The organism is Caballeronia sordidicola (genome assembly GCF_002220365.1).
Classification (GTDB): Bacteria; Pseudomonadota; Gammaproteobacteria; order Burkholderiales; family Burkholderiaceae; genus Caballeronia; species Caballeronia sordidicola_C.
On sequence record NZ_MTHB01000099.1, the window covers coordinates 1 to 15,210 of the forward strand.

Below are 15,210 nucleotides of genomic sequence, written 5' to 3' on the forward strand. Positions count from 1 at the left end.
AAATTCGCCGAACAGCACGGCGCATCGGGCGGAACGTTGATGACAGGTGCGGAGGGATTCGATCACGCGGGCAAGTTCCATTCGGCCGGCTTTTTCGAACTCGCCGATCAGCCGCTTGCCATCACCGTTTACGTCGATGAGCAGGCATGCCAGAGCTTGATGAACGCGCTCGCGGAAGAAGACGTCGATCTCAGCTACGTGAAGATTCCGGTCGAGTTTGGCCGGACTGGCCGCTCGGTCGCGTGACAAGTCGCAATCAATTTTTCAACGGCTACCAATCTCTTTTTACAGAACTGTCAGTCGCTCGTCGGGTCGCTTATTTTCGTTGTCTGACAGACAACAGCTAGTGTGATGTCCCGCCGGGCTGGGCGCGCAACGGCGGATCATGGCCGGGCCGAGACGCCCATCGGCGCGGATTCTGCTCAAACTAGGCGAAAAAAGCCTGCAGTATGACAAGTTACCGCGGTTGTGTTGAACTATAGAGCATTGATTCTGCAAAGGAGCAAGCGGTAATGTGAGGTGAGATGGGCATCCTTTTTGCGTGCAAATGTGATGCCTATACAAACGCCCAAAGGACACCGCATGCAGATTCTTATATTGGATGATGACCACGATCTCGCCGCAAGTCTTGAAGCGCTCGTTGAAAAGCTTGGGCATGCTGTTACCCTCGCGCACGATTGTGAAACAGCGCGAGCACTCGCTTACTCGAGTCCATTTGACTTCATATTGGCTGATGTCGAGCTGCCCGATGGGGACGGCAGAGTCGCGTGTGAAAGTCTGCGTAGCGAGGGAGCGTCTCAAGACGCATATATGATTGCCATGACTGGCCGGGCTGATTTGGGGAACGACGATTTTGCCGCTTTCGACGGGTATCTTCACAAACCAATTACCTTTGATTTGCTGGAGTGGGTACTGGGAGAATGGCAAACAGCAGCGGGTCTGTCTGCTACGAAGCCCGGAGCCGCAGAGGGCCTGATCTAGCCGCAGCGCCGCGCTGGAAGCTAGGTTACTTACGAACAACAATCGCAAAAATACGAAAAGCTACGGCCGATCCGACTATCCCCGAACCGCCTGTCACGCTTTCGGATGCGCCCTCGCGGAACGCCACCTCAGATGTTACAGATATCGGTGAACTTGAAACTGAACCTGATCGACCAAATGATTCACCGCCTGCTTAACGGAAGCAAATCGTAGGGCGGATGAAGTCTTTGGACTGTTGCCGCCGAAGCAAAATTAAGCCAGATTCCGAATCCTTGTGAGTCGGCTCGTCGGCAAGATCGTCCAGAGACAAATGGCAACCACGCGTTCGACGACCGGTTCACGGAAACGTCGGCACGCGGTTCAATTTAGCGTCGGCAATACCAAACGCCACGCCCATCGAAAGAATTCTTCAAGGGCTCGAGAACCCCGTACTAACCAAGTACCTTGCCGTCGGTAAGGACGATCAAAAGCCGCTTCAAGTCGACGGGTTTCGTAAAATGAAAATCGAAGCCGGCTTGCGCGGCGTCGTTCTTGTCCTGCTGCTGCCCCCAGCCCGTCAATGCGATCAACAAAATCGATCTTCCCAGCTTCTGACTACGCCGAATCGTTTCTGACCGACGCCGCCCGTTTCAATACTGACAGCTTGTGCTGTTGTTGAAGTCCTTTGAAACTGCGAATCGTGCCCATAAATTGCGCTAGTGTAAGACTGTATTTTCGCCCTGCGAAACAAGGCATAGCAGCGGTTTCGCACACCTTCTAGGCGTTGCGCTCCTATTGCGGATCAGATATGCCTTCGCGCACCTTCTCCACTAAGAAGCTGACGAGCCCCGATGCGTTCCGCTGCTCAAGGACACGTTCTTCCTCAAGACCGGCGTCGCGCCCGTACGTGAAAACAGCGCATGCCTTTGGCCCGTCCCGCAGGTAGCCCTCGACCCCGTCGCCATCGCAGAACCTCCGGTGCAATGCAGCGAGCGTCTTGTCGAGCGCGGCCTGATTGTCCTTTGCGCGGTGATACTGCACGAATTCCTGGACGGCCACCTCCACGTTGCCTGCATTGGCATAGCGCAACACGTGAATCAGGTCAGCCGCATCCTTGTTCTCAGCGCGCTGGTCAAAGGCGAGCGCTTTCAGGACGACGAAAGCCGTCACGTTGGCGAACCGCACCGTTTCCGTAGCGGTTCCACCATCGTCCAGTAGCTCAGCGGTGACGTCGCGTTGCAGATACCAGTTGTGCACAATGCCGACATGGTCGATTGCAAGTGCAGATAGTCCCTCTCCCTTGACTGAGGCGATCTTTCCGGGCGCGGACTTTTCGTCCGAGTCCTTGAGAAACTCGACCAGCACTGATTCGTGCTCGGACACCTTGCGCTGCCATCGCCAGCTGCTCGGATGCCCGTTTTTGACGAAGCGCTCGAAGCCGCGGGCCTTTAGCTGATCCGCGAGATCGGCGTACGTATCGTCAGCGGCAAGGACCTGCAGGTTGAGGACGATATCCACATCCGACGTTCCCGCATGGGCCGGAACTTCAGGCGGGCTTTCGGGAGTGAGGTAGCGAGGCACCAGCCCGCCAACCAGTCTTAAGGTGTCCTTTAACGTGCCGAAGCCACGCAAAAGCGTTACCAGTGCCCGTTCACAGGCGAGCGTGTGTTCTGGGTCATAGCCGTCGGCTGTTTGAGGTTTGTTCGATGCCATAGATCAGATTTTTAGAATGTTGGAGCGGAACTCGGACGCCAGTTCCTTGTTACGGCCACGATCGTCCAGGAGATCGAGGTACAGGATAAAAGGGCTGGCGAACCAGATGTGGCCATCCGCTTGATGCCGAAACAGCATGCTCGCTCCAGCTCGCTCCAGCAGTGTGACGTTCGCCCCTTTGGCGACTTCTTTCAGACCGAGATCTTTGGCGTATCGCGCAGCGCTGCCGGGCGGCACAATTACGTCAACCGTATCGACACTCGTGAGCAGTGGAGACAGAACGTTTGCCGCAGCTGCGCCCGTGGCTGTCCAGTCATCCTGCTTCGTGTTGCGGAAGACGTTGTAGAGCCACGGGGCCGCTAATTGCGGGTTCGGCGCGAACATGTACCAGCGGGTCTTCGTTTCTTGCCGCGTACGCCAGCTGCCGGCCCAGGCGTCCAGGAGTTTGCCGGGCTGGACGAGGCGCCGGCGCTGGTTCCGGCCACTGCCTTCAGATACTGTCCATTCGAGCCGTTCGAGTTCCTGCAGGGTCTGGGATACCGTGTATGAACTGGTCTGGGCGAGCTCAGCGATCTCAAGTCCGGTGAGCCATTTGTCGCCAGCATGCAGAAGAGCATGAACAACCTGCTCGCGGGCGCCTGTGTAAATCGAACCTACTTGGGCGGACTTCTTCGGTTTGCCGGCACGATCGATGTTGACAAGCCAGTCGCCCTTTCTGAGGAAGAGGCTGCCGCTGGAGTCGAAATAGCCGATGTTGCGTTCGCGGAGACTCGCGCGCGCGCCCGTGCTGAGGTACTCTGCGACCACAAAAGGGATCGTGTGGTCACGGCGCTCCGTGGAAAGCAGGTACTCTTCCAGCTGCCAGACCGTGTGCCGTATGTCGCGCGGGTAACCCTGTTTTATCAGCTCGACTGCCAGATCCAGTTCCTGGTGCTCCGTTTGCACATGCAGAAGCAGATCGAGCCGGCGCAAACCGTCGGATCGGTCGAAGGGAAGTTTCCACTGGCGGTCATCCGAGATTGTGGCGCCCGTGGCCTCCTCAAACGCCTGTACAAAGTGGTCGGCGAGCGCGTTGGTCGGGATGGCATCCATAATTAGCGTTAGCTGTGCAGCAGCACAAAGGAAAATGGACTTTAGTTTAGCATTATTTGCAACTTTAGCTGCGCAGCTAAAGTAGCGCTTTAGCCAAAACAAACCGCTGCCGTGCCATAGGTCTACACGTCACCCAAAGTCCGGAGGAGCCGATGAATGGTCTGTGGACGCCGCGACGGAATGTGTTGGAGATCGTTTTTGGGTTCGCATCGACCCCTTTTGGCGTTTGGGTATCCGCACGGGCGGACTGCCGGGATGTGCCAGAACGACGCACGACGAGATGTGGAATGCGAGCTGTCAAACGACACAAAGTCGTCCCCCCCTCAAAGACCAGTTTATAAGGCGCAGCGGGCAACGCAGGTCAACTTTGCGTCAATTCTGATTGCCGCAAAGTCGTCCATTTTGCTGAAATTGACTTAAAGTTGACCCGTCTTGCTGGACCGGATCGGCGCAAGAAGCGAACCGGAAATTAGCTATGTTGCGACCGCACACACGGTCTCCTGCATCTCCTACGTCCAGTGGTGTTGACTTCTCCCTGTCGGGCACCGCTCACCTTCTTGCTGGGTTCCGACTCTCTCTGCCGCGAGCTATCGCGAGCGGCCTATTCCTCGAGATGGATCGATACACTTCAATCTATGATTATTCGCATTGCAAAATATTTTCTTTGAATGCTTGGTTCTCGACATTCCGAGCGCGCTCACGCCTGCTCGACACGGTTTTGTCATAGACGCCTTTGCTTCTGGTGCAATAAGCCCAGGGCGCCTCGACGGCACGTTAGGAACCGAGCCTTAGCGCGTGTCGTACGTTTCGCGCGATTCATCGTTGACCACGTATCTTTATCTTCGGATTGCGAAACGTTCAGCCTATCCTGTACCCGGCTCGCGCGCCCGGCCGAACTTGCGGCGTAGGGCTCAACTCGGCAGTATCGGCATAACATCGCGGCAAAACCGCCTCAAAATCTCCCCATTGAAGGCGTCGACCTTCCGGCTAAATGGGACGACTTTACGTCAATTATCCGACAACGCGTTGATAAATAACGATTTTTCGATATCACGCGCTCCCAGATTTGCCTACGGGACGACTTTACGTCAATTTCCGGGACAACTTTGTGTCGTTTGACAACATACATTTATAACTCAGACGATCCAAGGCACGATGTCCATTTTCCCTGTCACGGCAATAGAGCTGTCGCGCGCTTATGCGGCGGGCGAGGCTGATCCCGTCGAGGTGGCAGAGGCTGCGCTGCTGAAAGCATCTGCAGCTCCCACTGTATTTCTCACCGTCACTGCGGAGCGTGCGCGGTTCGAAGCGGAGGCGTCCGCGCGACGCTGGCACGAAGGCCGCCCGCTGAGCGCGCTCGATGGTGTGCCAATCGCGTGGAAAGATCTCTTCGATATAGCGGGCACCGTCACCACGGCCGGATCCGCGGTATTTGCCGAGCGCCCGAGCGCCACCAAGGACGCACCGCTAGTTGCCGCTGGCACGCGCGCCGGCATGGTGTGCATCGGCAAGACGGGTTTGAGTGAATTTGCGTTCTCGGGACTTGGCCTCAACCCGCACTTCGGCACGGCGACAAATCTTTCACTCGATGGTGGCCGACGCGCACCGGGCGGTTCCTCATCCGGCGCGGCAGTCGCGGTGGCTGGGGGCATCGTGCCCATTGCAATCGGGACCGACACTGGCGGTTCGATCCGCGTGCCGAGCGCATTCAACGGTCTCACCGGCTATCGGGCAAGCGGAGCGCGCTACTCGCGCGGCGGCATGGTCGCATTGTCGGCGACGCTCGACACGTGCGGGCCGCTTGCCGCGAACGTAACCGATTGCACTGCGTTCGATGCTGCCGTGCGATCAATTCAGCCACCATCGTCCACCGATACCGCCGCGTTGGTTGGCACCCGATTCATCGTCGATCCGGATCTGTTCGAGCGTTATTCGGTGACGCCGGCTGTCGCTAAGAATTTCGAACGTCTAGTCGCGCGTCTGGAACACGCAGGCGCGGTGATCGAGAGAAAGCCGCTGGTCGTCCTGGCCGCTGTGCGCGATTTGATTCACGATCAAGGCTGGCTTGGTGGACTCGAAGCGTCTGCGATGCATCGCGTGTTACTCGATTCGCCGGACGCCGAGCGAATCGATCAGCGCGTGCGCGTGCGCCTTGAAGCGAATCGCGCAGTGCCGTCCGGCCGACTGGAGCACCTCCTCGCGCGACGTAAGGAATTGATCGAGGCCTTCGCCAAAGAAACCTCAGGCGCAACGCTCGTCATGCCCACGACCCCTCACGTCACGCCGTTGCTCGCGCCTCTCGAAGCCGACCCCGAGTTGTTTGCGCGAGTGAACCTGCAGACGCTCGCGATGACTATGTTAGGCAGCTTCCTCGATACCCCTGCCGTCGCGATGCCGTCCGGTGTCGACGTGGCCGGCCTGCCAACCAGTGCACAACTCATGCGCGCGCAAGGCGACGACGACGCGCTACTGCGCCTGGCCGCGGCGCTCGAAGCGGCCGTGCGTTGACAACACGCGCCCGCGTTCTTCACCAATCAACCGCTGCAAATTTAAACGAAGGAGAAAAAAAGATGGCCAAGGAAATTCTGGTGGCATTCGGTATTGACGTGGACGCCGTGGCGGGCTGGCTTGGTTCGTATAGTGGTGAAGATTCACCCGATGACATCTCGCGCGGCCTGTTCGCCGGTGAAGTCGGATCAATGCGTCTGCTCAAACTTTTCGAGCGCGAAAAGATCAAGACAACATGGTTTATCCCCGGCCATTCGATCGAAACTTTTCCAGAGCAGATGAAGGCCGTCGCAGACGCCGGTCACGAGATCGGCATTCACGGCTACAGCCACGAAAACCCGATTGCGATGACGCCGGAGCAGGAAGAAGCGGTGCTCGACCGCAGCATCGAACTGGTCACGCAATTGTCGGGGCGTCGCCCGACCGGTTACGTGGCGCCGTGGTGGGAGTTCAGCCCGGTATCGAATGAATTGCTGGTGAAGAAGGGAATCAAGTACGACCACAGCCTGATGCACAACGACTTCCACCCGTACTACGTGCGCGTGGGCGACACCTGGACCAAGATCGATTACAGCAAACATCCGAGCGCCTGGATGAAGCCGCTCGTGCGCGGCTACGAAACCGATCTGGTCGAGATTCCCGCCAACTGGTATCTCGACGACTTGCCGCCCATGATGTTCATCAAGAAGTCACCGAATAGCCATGGCTTCGTCAATCCGCGTGACATTGAACAGATGTGGCGCGATCAGTTCGACTGGGTGTATCGCGAGCATGACGACTACGCGGTGTTCCCCATCACGATTCACCCCGATGTCTCAGGCCGCCCGCAAGTGCTGTTGATGCTCGAGCGGCTGATCGAGTATTTCCGCTCGCATGAGGGTGTGCGGTTCTGCACCTGCAATGAAATTGCCGATGACTTCCTCGCGCGCCATCCGCGCGGCAAATAAACCTCTGTCCGCCACCCCTTTGGGAGAGCAATGATGAAAGAAAATCCGCTCGCTGCGTCCGGCTTCGTGCTGGAAAAGATCCTGCCTGTCGATGTAAAACGCGCAACCATTGTGGCGTTCTTTGCCTGGGTGTTCGCCGTCTATGATTTTATTTTGTTCGGCACCTTGCTGCCGGAGATTGGTAAGCACTACGGATGGAGTCCAGCCATGCAGGCCGAGATCGCGACGTTTGTCGCCATCGGGACAGCGGTGATTGCGTTCGGGATCGGACCGGTGCTCGATCGCGCCGGACGCAAGGCAGGTCTCCTTTGGACGGTGGCGGGAGCGGCGCTGTGCTCGGGGCTGACGGTAGTGGGTGGCGCACTCGGCCAGTGGCCGCTTGTGCTTATCCGCTCGCTGTCGGGACTTGGCTACGCCGAGGAAACCGTCAACGCGACCTATCTCAACGAACTGTATTCGGCCGCCAACGATCCGCGTCTGAATCGCAACAAGGGATTTATTTATAGCCTGGTGCAGGGCGGCTGGCCGATCGGCGCGCTGATCGCGTCCGGCTTGACCGCGTTGTTGCTCCCGCGCATTGGCTGGCAGGGATGTTTTATCTTCGCGACGTTTCCGGCCATTGTGATCTTCTTCATGACACGGCGCCTGAAGGAAAGTCCGCAATTCCTGCTGCACAAGCAGATCAAGACCCTGCGGGAAGCAGGCAACGACAGTGCCGCGCGAACGCTTGCCGGCGAACATCGGGTGGACTACGAGCAGCACAGCCGCGCAGGTTTGCGTGAGGCGTTTCGCGGCACGTCGCTGCGCGCAACCCTCGTGCTCGGCGGCGGCATCTTGCTGAATTGGTCGGCGATCCAGGTGTTCAGCGTGCTCGGCACCACGGTCCTGACGCGCGTGCATAACGTGTCGTTCGAGAACTCGCTGCTGATTCTCGTGCTGTCGAATGTGGTCGGTTATTGCGGGTACCTGAGCCACGGCTGGATTGGCGACAAGATCGGCCGGCGCAACACGCTGGCAATCGGCTGGATGCTCGGCGGTCTCGCGTTCGCCGCCATGCTGATGGGTCCGAGCAGCACAGGCATTGTCGTGGCGCTTTATAGCCTCGGGCTGTTCTTCCTGATCGGACCGTATTCGGCCGCGCTGTTTTTCATCGGCGAAAGTTATCCGACCTCCATTCGCGGCACCGGCAGTTCGATCGTCCACGCGATGGGTCCCGTCGGCGCGATTCTCGCCGGCGTTGGCGTGACCGCCATGCTCAACCACGGCGGCGACTGGATGCATGCTGCGATCTGGTTCGGCGCGGTGCCATGTTTCCTGTCAGGGGCGCTGATCTTTTTTGCAAAACACGTCGATCCCGAGGAAATCAAATGAACCTGAAGCCCGGGGCATCGAAGGAAAAACCGCAACGCGTCGCCATTGTTACTGGCGCGGCCAGCGGGATAGGACAGGCGCTCGCGGTGGCATATGCGCAAATCGGGGTGGCGGTCGTCGGCGGGTATTTTCCCGGCGATCGGCACGACCCCGCGCAGACCGAACGCGCGGTGCGCGAAGCGGGTGGCGAGTGTGTAATGCATGCTGTCAATGTGACTTCGGCCGACGAGGTCGAAGCCTTCGCGCAAGCGGCCGTGGACCGGTTCGGCCGGCTCGACTACGCGGTCGCCAACGCGGGTTTGCTGCGTCAGGCCGCACTGACCGAGATGCGCGACGACCAATGGTTCGAGATGCTCGATGTGGACCTGTCCGGCGTGATGCGGACCTTTCGCGCGGCCGCCCGCCATATTGAGGATCACGGTGCGATGGTGGCCATTTCATCGATAGCCGGCGGTGTCTACGGCTGGGAGCAGCACGCGCATTATTCGGCTGCGAAGGCGGGCGTGCCCGGTTTGTGCCGCGCCGTTGCAATGGAACTCGCGCCGCGCGGCGTGCGTTGCAACGCGGTGATTCCGGGGTTGATCGAGACACCGCAATCGCTCGATGCCGTCAATTCGCTCGGCCCCGACGGGCTGCGTGAAGCGGCGCGCGCGATCCCGCTGCAACGCGTCGGCCGGCCGCAGGAGATCGCCACGTTGATCCGCTTCCTCACGAGCGATGACGCGTCTTATATCACCGGCCAGTCGATCATCGCCGACGGTGGCCTGACCGTGCGCTGGCCGGGCTAAGGAGAGTTTTCGAATGACCACTTTGTTTTCACTTGATGGCCGCCGCGCCGTCGTCACCGGTGCGGCAAGCGGCATTGGCGCGGCGATCGCGAATCTTTATGCTGCGTCCGGCGCGCGCTTGCTGCTTGCCGATCGCGACGCGGCGCGCCTCGCGGTCCAGGCCGATGCGTGCCGCGCGGCTGGCGCGACCGTCGAAACGGTGCAGGCGGATGTCGGCGATGAAACCGATGTGAATCGTATTGTCGATACGTGTATTGAAGCGTTTGGCGGTATCGATATCCTTGTGAACAACGCTGGCATGCTGACGCAGGCGCGTTGCACGGATCTCACCACGGCGATGTGGGACGACATGATGCGCGTCGATTTACGCAGCGTATTCTTGTGCACACGGCGCGCGCTGCCTTCGATGATCGCGCAACGCTGGGGCCGTGTGATCAATGTTGCCTCGCAACTGGGCATCAAAGGGGGCGCGGAGTTGTCCCACTACTCGGCGGCGAAGGCCGGCGTGATCGGTTTCACGAAGTCGCTCGCGCTGGAGGTGGCGCCTGACAACGTGCTGGTCAACGTGATTGCGCCGGGACCGATCGAGACGCCGCTTGTCGATGGCATCAGCGCCGCGTGGAAGCAGGCCAAGTCGGCGGAGTTGCCATTGCGGCGTTTTGGCCGCGCGGATGAAGTCGCGCCCACGGCCTTGCTGCTTGCATCGGATCCGGGCGGTAACCTTTTCGTCGGACAAACGCTCGGGCCGAATTCCGGCGACGTGATGCCATGAGACTTCGTTGAACCGACCTATCAGGAGAAACCAGCATGTGCGGCATGTGCGGATTGCTTGGCGGTGGCAATCATTGGTCGAACACCACGGCGCCGATAGCGGGCGCGAATGCGCGTCGACAGCGGTTGATCCAGGCGGCGCTCGCTAATCGTGTACTTGTACCCTTCCGGCTGAAACTCGATGACTTCCACGGGCAGTCATTCGTGTTGTCATCCCCAACTGGCGCAAGCGAACTTGTCAGCGATTTCGCCCAAGTGTGGCGCGTGGCTGAACGCATGCTCGGGCATCCGCTTGATCCGCTGACGCTTTACACCGACGATGCGGAACCATCATGAGCCTGAGCTACGACATCCTGCCGCTAACGCTTGTGACCGGTTTCCTCGGCAGCGGAAAATCGACCTTGCTCGCCGATGTCCTGCGAGGCGACGCTGCACGCGATACCGCCGTTCTAGTTAACGAATTCGGCGATGTCGGTCTGGATCATCTGTTGATTGGCGAGGTGGACGCGCGTACCGTTCTGCTCGATAACGGCTGCGTGTGCTGTTCGATCCGAGGTGAACTGAAGGACGCGCTCGCAACGCTTTTTTCGCAGCGTGCCCGCGGTGAAGTGCCCCCGTTCACGCGCGTCGTGCTGGAAACCACGGGGCTTGCGACACCCGCGCCCATCGTCGCTACGCTGCTCGCCGATCCTGTGATCCGCAGCCACTACGCGCTGAACGCGACCATTACTGTAGTTGATGCGGTGAATGCCGACGAGCAGCACGCACGGCATCCCGAATGGCTCGCGCAAGTGACGGCAGCAGACCGCTTACTTATCTCCAAGCCCGATCTCGTCGATGAAACACGCCTGACGGAACTGGCTGCCTCGCTCGCGGCACTCAATCCCGCCGCTGAGATCTTGATTCGCGGTGATGTATCCAGCGCAAAGGGTATCGATCGACACACCGGTCGCGCTTTGCTCGACATGCTGTTCGCATCGGCGAGTTCGATCGATCTGATCGGGCGGCTCGGGCGAGCTCAACGTCTGGCGAACGAAGACATGGCGACGAACGGTCGGCTCGCCCATCGCGGTGAGCGTTATTCGACCGGCGCCGCATCCATCCAGTCCTTCTGCATGCGGATCGACGCGCCCATCGACTGGCAGGTCTTCACGATCTGGTTCACGATGCTTCTCAACCGTCACGGTGATAAGATTTTGCGCGTAAAGGGTCTGTTGTCCATCGCGGGGTCCGACCAGCCGGCCGTACTCCACGCCGTGCAGCATCTAGTACATCCGGTGCTGCATCTGGACGCCTGGCCTTCGGCATCGTCCGATCCCGGGCGTCGCTCGCAGCTCGTGTTCATCACCGAAGGCCTCAGCCGCGACGCGATAGAAACGTCGTACGCACGGTTCCAACATCATCTTGAAGAAGCTGTGCATTGAAGCCCAAGTCGACGTCCTCCAAACCCACCTCGGCCGCCGTGCATCCGGCGAAGATCGAATTGCGCGTGCTCGGCACCACGGTCACGCTGCAGGAACACATTCGCAAGCAGGCGGAGCAGGATCTCGGCATCAAGCTGCGTTTTATTGTCGATGACGGTTCCGGGGTGCAGCGCGCGGGCGTCATGCATCCGGAAAACTACGAAGTCTACGACCAGTGGTTTCACAGCATCGACTGCCTGTGGCCGGCGCGCGCATTGCAGCCGATCGAGACCGCGCGGATTCGCCGCTGGGGGGAGATCAACTCGCTGCCGCGTACCGGCCAGCTCGGCGACCATGCGTGCACGAACGCAGGCAGCGTGCCGGTCGATCGTCTCTACGTGCAGCCTGACAACTCGCTTGCGCGCACGCCGACCGGGCGCATCAGCATGTTGCCGCTCACGCATAACGCGGATAGTTTCGTCTATCTGGAAGATGCATTGCCGGCCGCGCTGCAAGCCACGCCGGAAAGCTGGGCCTGGCTGCTCGCGCCCGAGCTTAGCGGGCGCGTCGCCCTCCAGGCCGACGCGGCAATCGGCGCGATTGACGCGGCTCTTGCCGTCGAAGCAGCGGGGCTGATGAAGTTCGCCGACATCGGCAATCTGACGATTGAAGAGATCGATGGCCTGATCGCAACGCTGATCGACTTCAAGCGACGCGGCCATTTCGCCGGCTTCTGGTCGAGCTTCGCCGAAGCTGCGCAATTGATGATTACCAACAAGGTCGCGATCCAGAGTATCTGGTCGCCGGCAACGGTGGAACTGGAACGCGCTGGCTTGCGCTTCCGGCTGGCGAGTCCGCGCGAAGGGTATCGAGCGTGGTTCGGCGGCATGGCGCTCTCGCGTGTCGCGCGTGGCCGTGTGCTCGATGCTGCTTACGACTATCTGAACTGGTGGCTCGACGGTTGGGCCGGCGCGACCATGGCGCGGCAGGGCTTTTACATCTCGAACCCGGAGCGTTCGCGCGGTCATCTGAACGACGCCGAATGGGCTTACTGGTACGATGGCAAACCCGCCGCGGCGGAATTGCCCGGACCGACCAGCAAGCATCTTGTCGCGGCCGGCCAGCAGCGTGACGGCGGCAATTACGTTGCACGCATGGGCCGCATTGCCGTGTGGGATTCCGTGATGGACGAGCATAACTACCTGGTGCGCCGCTGGAATGATTTCATGCGTGCCTGACGCAGCAACCATGACCCGACGATGACAAGAAGCGCACGCGCCGCGCTCAAGCAGCCGACCCGCACCGACCAAGCAGCCGAACCCGTGATCGACGCCCTGATCGACACCCTTATTGATACCGATAAGCGGCTGCGTTATCGCCTGATCCACGACCAGTTGAAAAGCGCGATCGCGCTGGGCCGTATCGCGCCCGGGCTGGTGCTGCTGGAAGGTCCGGTCGCGCGTATCTTTGGCACGAGTCGCGTGCCGGTGCGCAAGGCGTTCGAGATGCTGCACGCCGACGGTTTGCTGCATACCTTCGAAGGCCGCGGTTACATCGTTGCCGGCGCCGACGGCAGCGCGCCCGAGCCGCTGCGTGCACCGCTTTCTGAAGCATCGCTTGGCTTCGACCAGGCCCAGGCGCCGCTGGAATTGCCATCGAATAGCGAGCGGATCTATCACGCGCTCGAAGCGGCTGTGTCCATCGCTATTGCGTTCGGTCACTACCGCATTGACGAAAGCGCGGCGGCGACCGCGTTCGGCGTGAGCCGCAGCGCGGTGCGCGAAGCGTTGAGCCGGCTGCGAGATTTTGGCCTCGTCGAAAAATCGGCGTATTCGCATTGGCTTGCCGGACCGCTGACTGCGCGGGCGGTCGCGCAGGATTACGAATTGCGCATGCTGCTCGAACCGGCGGCGCTGCGCGCGAGTTATGCGAAGCTGTCGAGCGAGATGATCGAAAGTGCCTGCGTCGATATCGAACGGGCGATCCGCGATCCTGATTCAATCGATGCCGACGGCCTTCAGCGCCTCGAAACCACCTTGCACGTGGAATGTCTTCAGCACGCATCGAACAAGAAACTGCTTGGCACGATCGATCACGCGCTGATGCCGCTGACCGTGAACCATGCATTTTTCAACGCATTCAATCTGCATCCCGATCCCGCGACGCTCGTTGAACATCGTGCGGTGTTGCGGCCTTTGCTCGATGGAAACATCGATGCTGCGGCCGACGCGCTGCTCGACCATTTGCGCGCCGCGCAGAGACGTACGTTGCAGCGGCTAAAGGTGCTGGCGGTGCTGCCCGAGCCTGATCTGCCGGCTTATATGCAGCGGATCGTTTAAGCGCCCCGGCAGTTCGCCTGAGGATATCAGGAGGGTTTTGTCGCGTTAAGGCGGGAGAGGTAGTATTCGAGGCTGACAAATATGCTTTGGCTGGCCGATGAAGAAGACCCAAACACCGCGAAAGACGCTTGCTGCGGGCATCGCCCGCGTGCTAAAACACCTTCACTATCCGCTTGATGTGATGCTGCTGTGCGTGCGATGGTATGTGACCTATTCGCTCAGTCTTCGTGATCTTGAAGAAATGATGGCCGAGCGCGCCATCGGCGTCGATCATTCAACGGTGCATCGGTGGGTGATCAAGTTGGTGCCGCTGTTGGAGAAGACGTTCCGTAAGCACAAGCGGCCGGTAGGCAAGAGCTGGCGGATGGACGAGAGTGTGTCACGAACACAAGCGAAAGCTTGTGGTGCTGTACTGAAGATGGGAGTAGGCCTCCCGAAGCCGGCTTGCAGGAGCAGGCTTCAAACCGCCCGGTGCTGCTGCGTTCAAAAGGCGTGGTGGTGAGCGACCGTTGAAAATGGCGTGGTTCAAAACCCGTGTTTTTTGCGTTACACAGACGAGCTGATTCGCCCCGCGTTTCCAGGCGGGATTAATATGGAATGCAGATCAGTTTGAGGTCCGCGACCTCAGGCGATCAACTTTGCCGGGGCTGAAGCGGTCCGAGTCCGAGTAGCGTCAGCCAGTGCGGATGATCTTCTCCCGTCATCGCTTCTCGCGGACTTTTGCCCCGCCGCTCGTTGCACCGGCTGCGCATGAAGCGACGGTGATTGAAGAAGAACTGCAGCAGGCCCAGCTAGGCGCGGCTACCGTTCAGATGGCGCCGCAGCGTCAGGCAGTTGCTCAGCCGGGCGTTGAGGTTAGGACTTACGCAAAAAGCCACGCCTGAGCGCGGAAACGAATTGTTACGAAGCGACGTAAACCCAAAGCGAGGCCAAGGTTCGTAATGTGGAGGGCATGATGTCAAATGACACAAAGTCGTCCGGCCCCAAAGACCAGTTTATAAGGCACAGCGGGCAGCGCTGGACAACTTTACGTCATTTTTAATTGCCACAAATTTGTCCATTTTGCTGAATTTGACCTAAAGTAGTCCAATGTCGCTGGTCCGGAATACTCGCCATGCACCCACCCGAACCCCTGCCAGTTTCCCGGCTGCCGAAGCAGACGCTTCATCATATGTGGTCGCCGAAGCTGCAACGCACACTGGTACTCACTTCGGTTAATCAAGTTCGACTCTGGGTCATGCTCGAAGCGAATCCTGCTGTCACGACATACTGCGAACGTCCTGTTCTCGCGTCTAATCAACACGATGCCCATGCCGAT

General features: G+C 59.6%; 14 protein-coding genes and 2 pseudogenes. 13 read left to right on the plus strand and 3 right to left on the minus strand.

Annotation, left to right across the window (positions count from 1 at the left end; translation table 11 throughout):
• Together BSU04_RS15125 and BSU04_RS15130 are read left to right on the plus strand one after the other, a co-directional pair.
• Window positions 1-246, plus strand: a 246-nt coding sequence (locus BSU04_RS15125) for a DUF190 domain-containing protein (protein ID WP_144021243.1), incomplete at its 5' end; no start/stop codon positions are given.
• Between the two features lie 336 nt (window positions 247-582).
• A complete protein-coding gene (locus BSU04_RS15130) occupies window positions 583-981 on the plus strand; it encodes a response regulator (protein ID WP_179258327.1) in 399 nt (132 codons plus the stop codon).
• Between the two features lie 431 nt (window positions 982-1,412).
• Here the strand turns inward: BSU04_RS15130 and BSU04_RS45430 are convergent, their stop codons facing one another.
• The 3 genes from BSU04_RS45430 to BSU04_RS15140 form a co-directional block, all read right to left on the minus strand.
• Window positions 1,413-1,553 (minus strand): hypothetical protein, encoded by a 141-nt coding sequence (locus BSU04_RS45430; protein ID WP_179258328.1) that lies wholly within the window; start codon window positions 1,551-1,553, stop codon window positions 1,413-1,415.
• Window positions 1,554-1,752: 199 nt separating this feature from the next.
• Entirely contained in the window at window positions 1,753-2,673 is a 921-nt protein-coding gene (locus tag BSU04_RS15135; RefSeq protein ID WP_089161370.1) for a hypothetical protein, read from the minus strand.
• Between the two features lie 3 nt (window positions 2,674-2,676).
• Window positions 2,677-3,765: a type IV toxin-antitoxin system AbiEi family antitoxin gene (locus BSU04_RS15140; protein WP_089161371.1), complete on the minus strand. Its 1,089-nt coding sequence runs from the start codon at window positions 3,763-3,765 to the stop codon at window positions 2,677-2,679.
• 1,155 nt (window positions 3,766-4,920) lie between these two features.
• On the opposite strand from BSU04_RS15140, the gene BSU04_RS15145 reads away from it, so the two are divergent.
• The 11 genes and pseudogenes from BSU04_RS15145 to BSU04_RS47105 all read left to right on the plus strand — a co-directional run.
• On the plus strand, window positions 4,921-6,273 hold the full coding sequence (locus BSU04_RS15145) for an amidase (RefSeq protein ID WP_089161372.1): 1,353 nt from the start codon (window positions 4,921-4,923) through the stop codon (window positions 6,271-6,273).
• Window positions 6,274-6,335: 62 nt separating this feature from the next.
• Entirely contained in the window at window positions 6,336-7,220 is an 885-nt protein-coding gene (locus BSU04_RS15150; RefSeq protein WP_089161373.1) for a polysaccharide deacetylase family protein, read from the plus strand.
• 30 nt (window positions 7,221-7,250) lie between these two features.
• Complete coding sequence (locus tag BSU04_RS15155) at window positions 7,251-8,591, plus strand: MFS transporter (protein WP_256982788.1); 1,341 nt, start codon at window positions 7,251-7,253, stop codon at window positions 8,589-8,591.
• Window positions 8,588-9,379 (plus strand): SDR family NAD(P)-dependent oxidoreductase, encoded by a 792-nt coding sequence (locus BSU04_RS15160; protein WP_089161374.1) that lies wholly within the window; start codon window positions 8,588-8,590, stop codon window positions 9,377-9,379. Before BSU04_RS15155 ends, BSU04_RS15160 begins: the two co-directional genes overlap by 4 nt.
• A 13-nt stretch (window positions 9,380-9,392) precedes the next feature.
• On the plus strand, window positions 9,393-10,151 hold the full coding sequence (locus BSU04_RS15165) for an SDR family NAD(P)-dependent oxidoreductase (protein WP_089161375.1): 759 nt from the start codon (window positions 9,393-9,395) through the stop codon (window positions 10,149-10,151).
• A 35-nt stretch (window positions 10,152-10,186) separates the two neighbouring features.
• Window positions 10,187-10,486: a hypothetical protein gene (locus BSU04_RS15170; protein WP_089161376.1), complete on the plus strand. Its 300-nt coding sequence runs from the start codon at window positions 10,187-10,189 to the stop codon at window positions 10,484-10,486.
• The gene (locus BSU04_RS15175; protein WP_089161377.1) at window positions 10,483-11,574 is read left to right on the plus strand and encodes a CobW family GTP-binding protein; all 1,092 of its coding nucleotides are present in this window, start codon (window positions 10,483-10,485) and stop codon (window positions 11,572-11,574) included. Before BSU04_RS15170 ends, BSU04_RS15175 begins: the two co-directional genes overlap by 4 nt.
• 65 nt (window positions 11,575-11,639) lie before the next feature.
• Window positions 11,640-12,791 (plus strand): ABC transporter substrate-binding protein, encoded by a 1,152-nt coding sequence (locus tag BSU04_RS15180; RefSeq protein WP_089161382.1) that lies wholly within the window; start codon window positions 11,640-11,642, stop codon window positions 12,789-12,791.
• Between the two features lie 21 nt (window positions 12,792-12,812).
• The gene (locus BSU04_RS15185; protein ID WP_089161378.1) at window positions 12,813-13,892 is read left to right on the plus strand and encodes a GntR family transcriptional regulator; all 1,080 of its coding nucleotides are present in this window, start codon (window positions 12,813-12,815) and stop codon (window positions 13,890-13,892) included.
• A 97-nt stretch (window positions 13,893-13,989) separates the two neighbouring features.
• Window positions 13,990-14,268 (plus strand): annotated as a pseudogene (locus BSU04_RS15190) (IS6 family transposase); the annotation flags it as partial.
• A gap of 738 nt (window positions 14,269-15,006) precedes the next feature.
• Window positions 15,007-15,210 (plus strand): annotated as a pseudogene (locus BSU04_RS47105) (hypothetical protein); the annotation flags it as partial.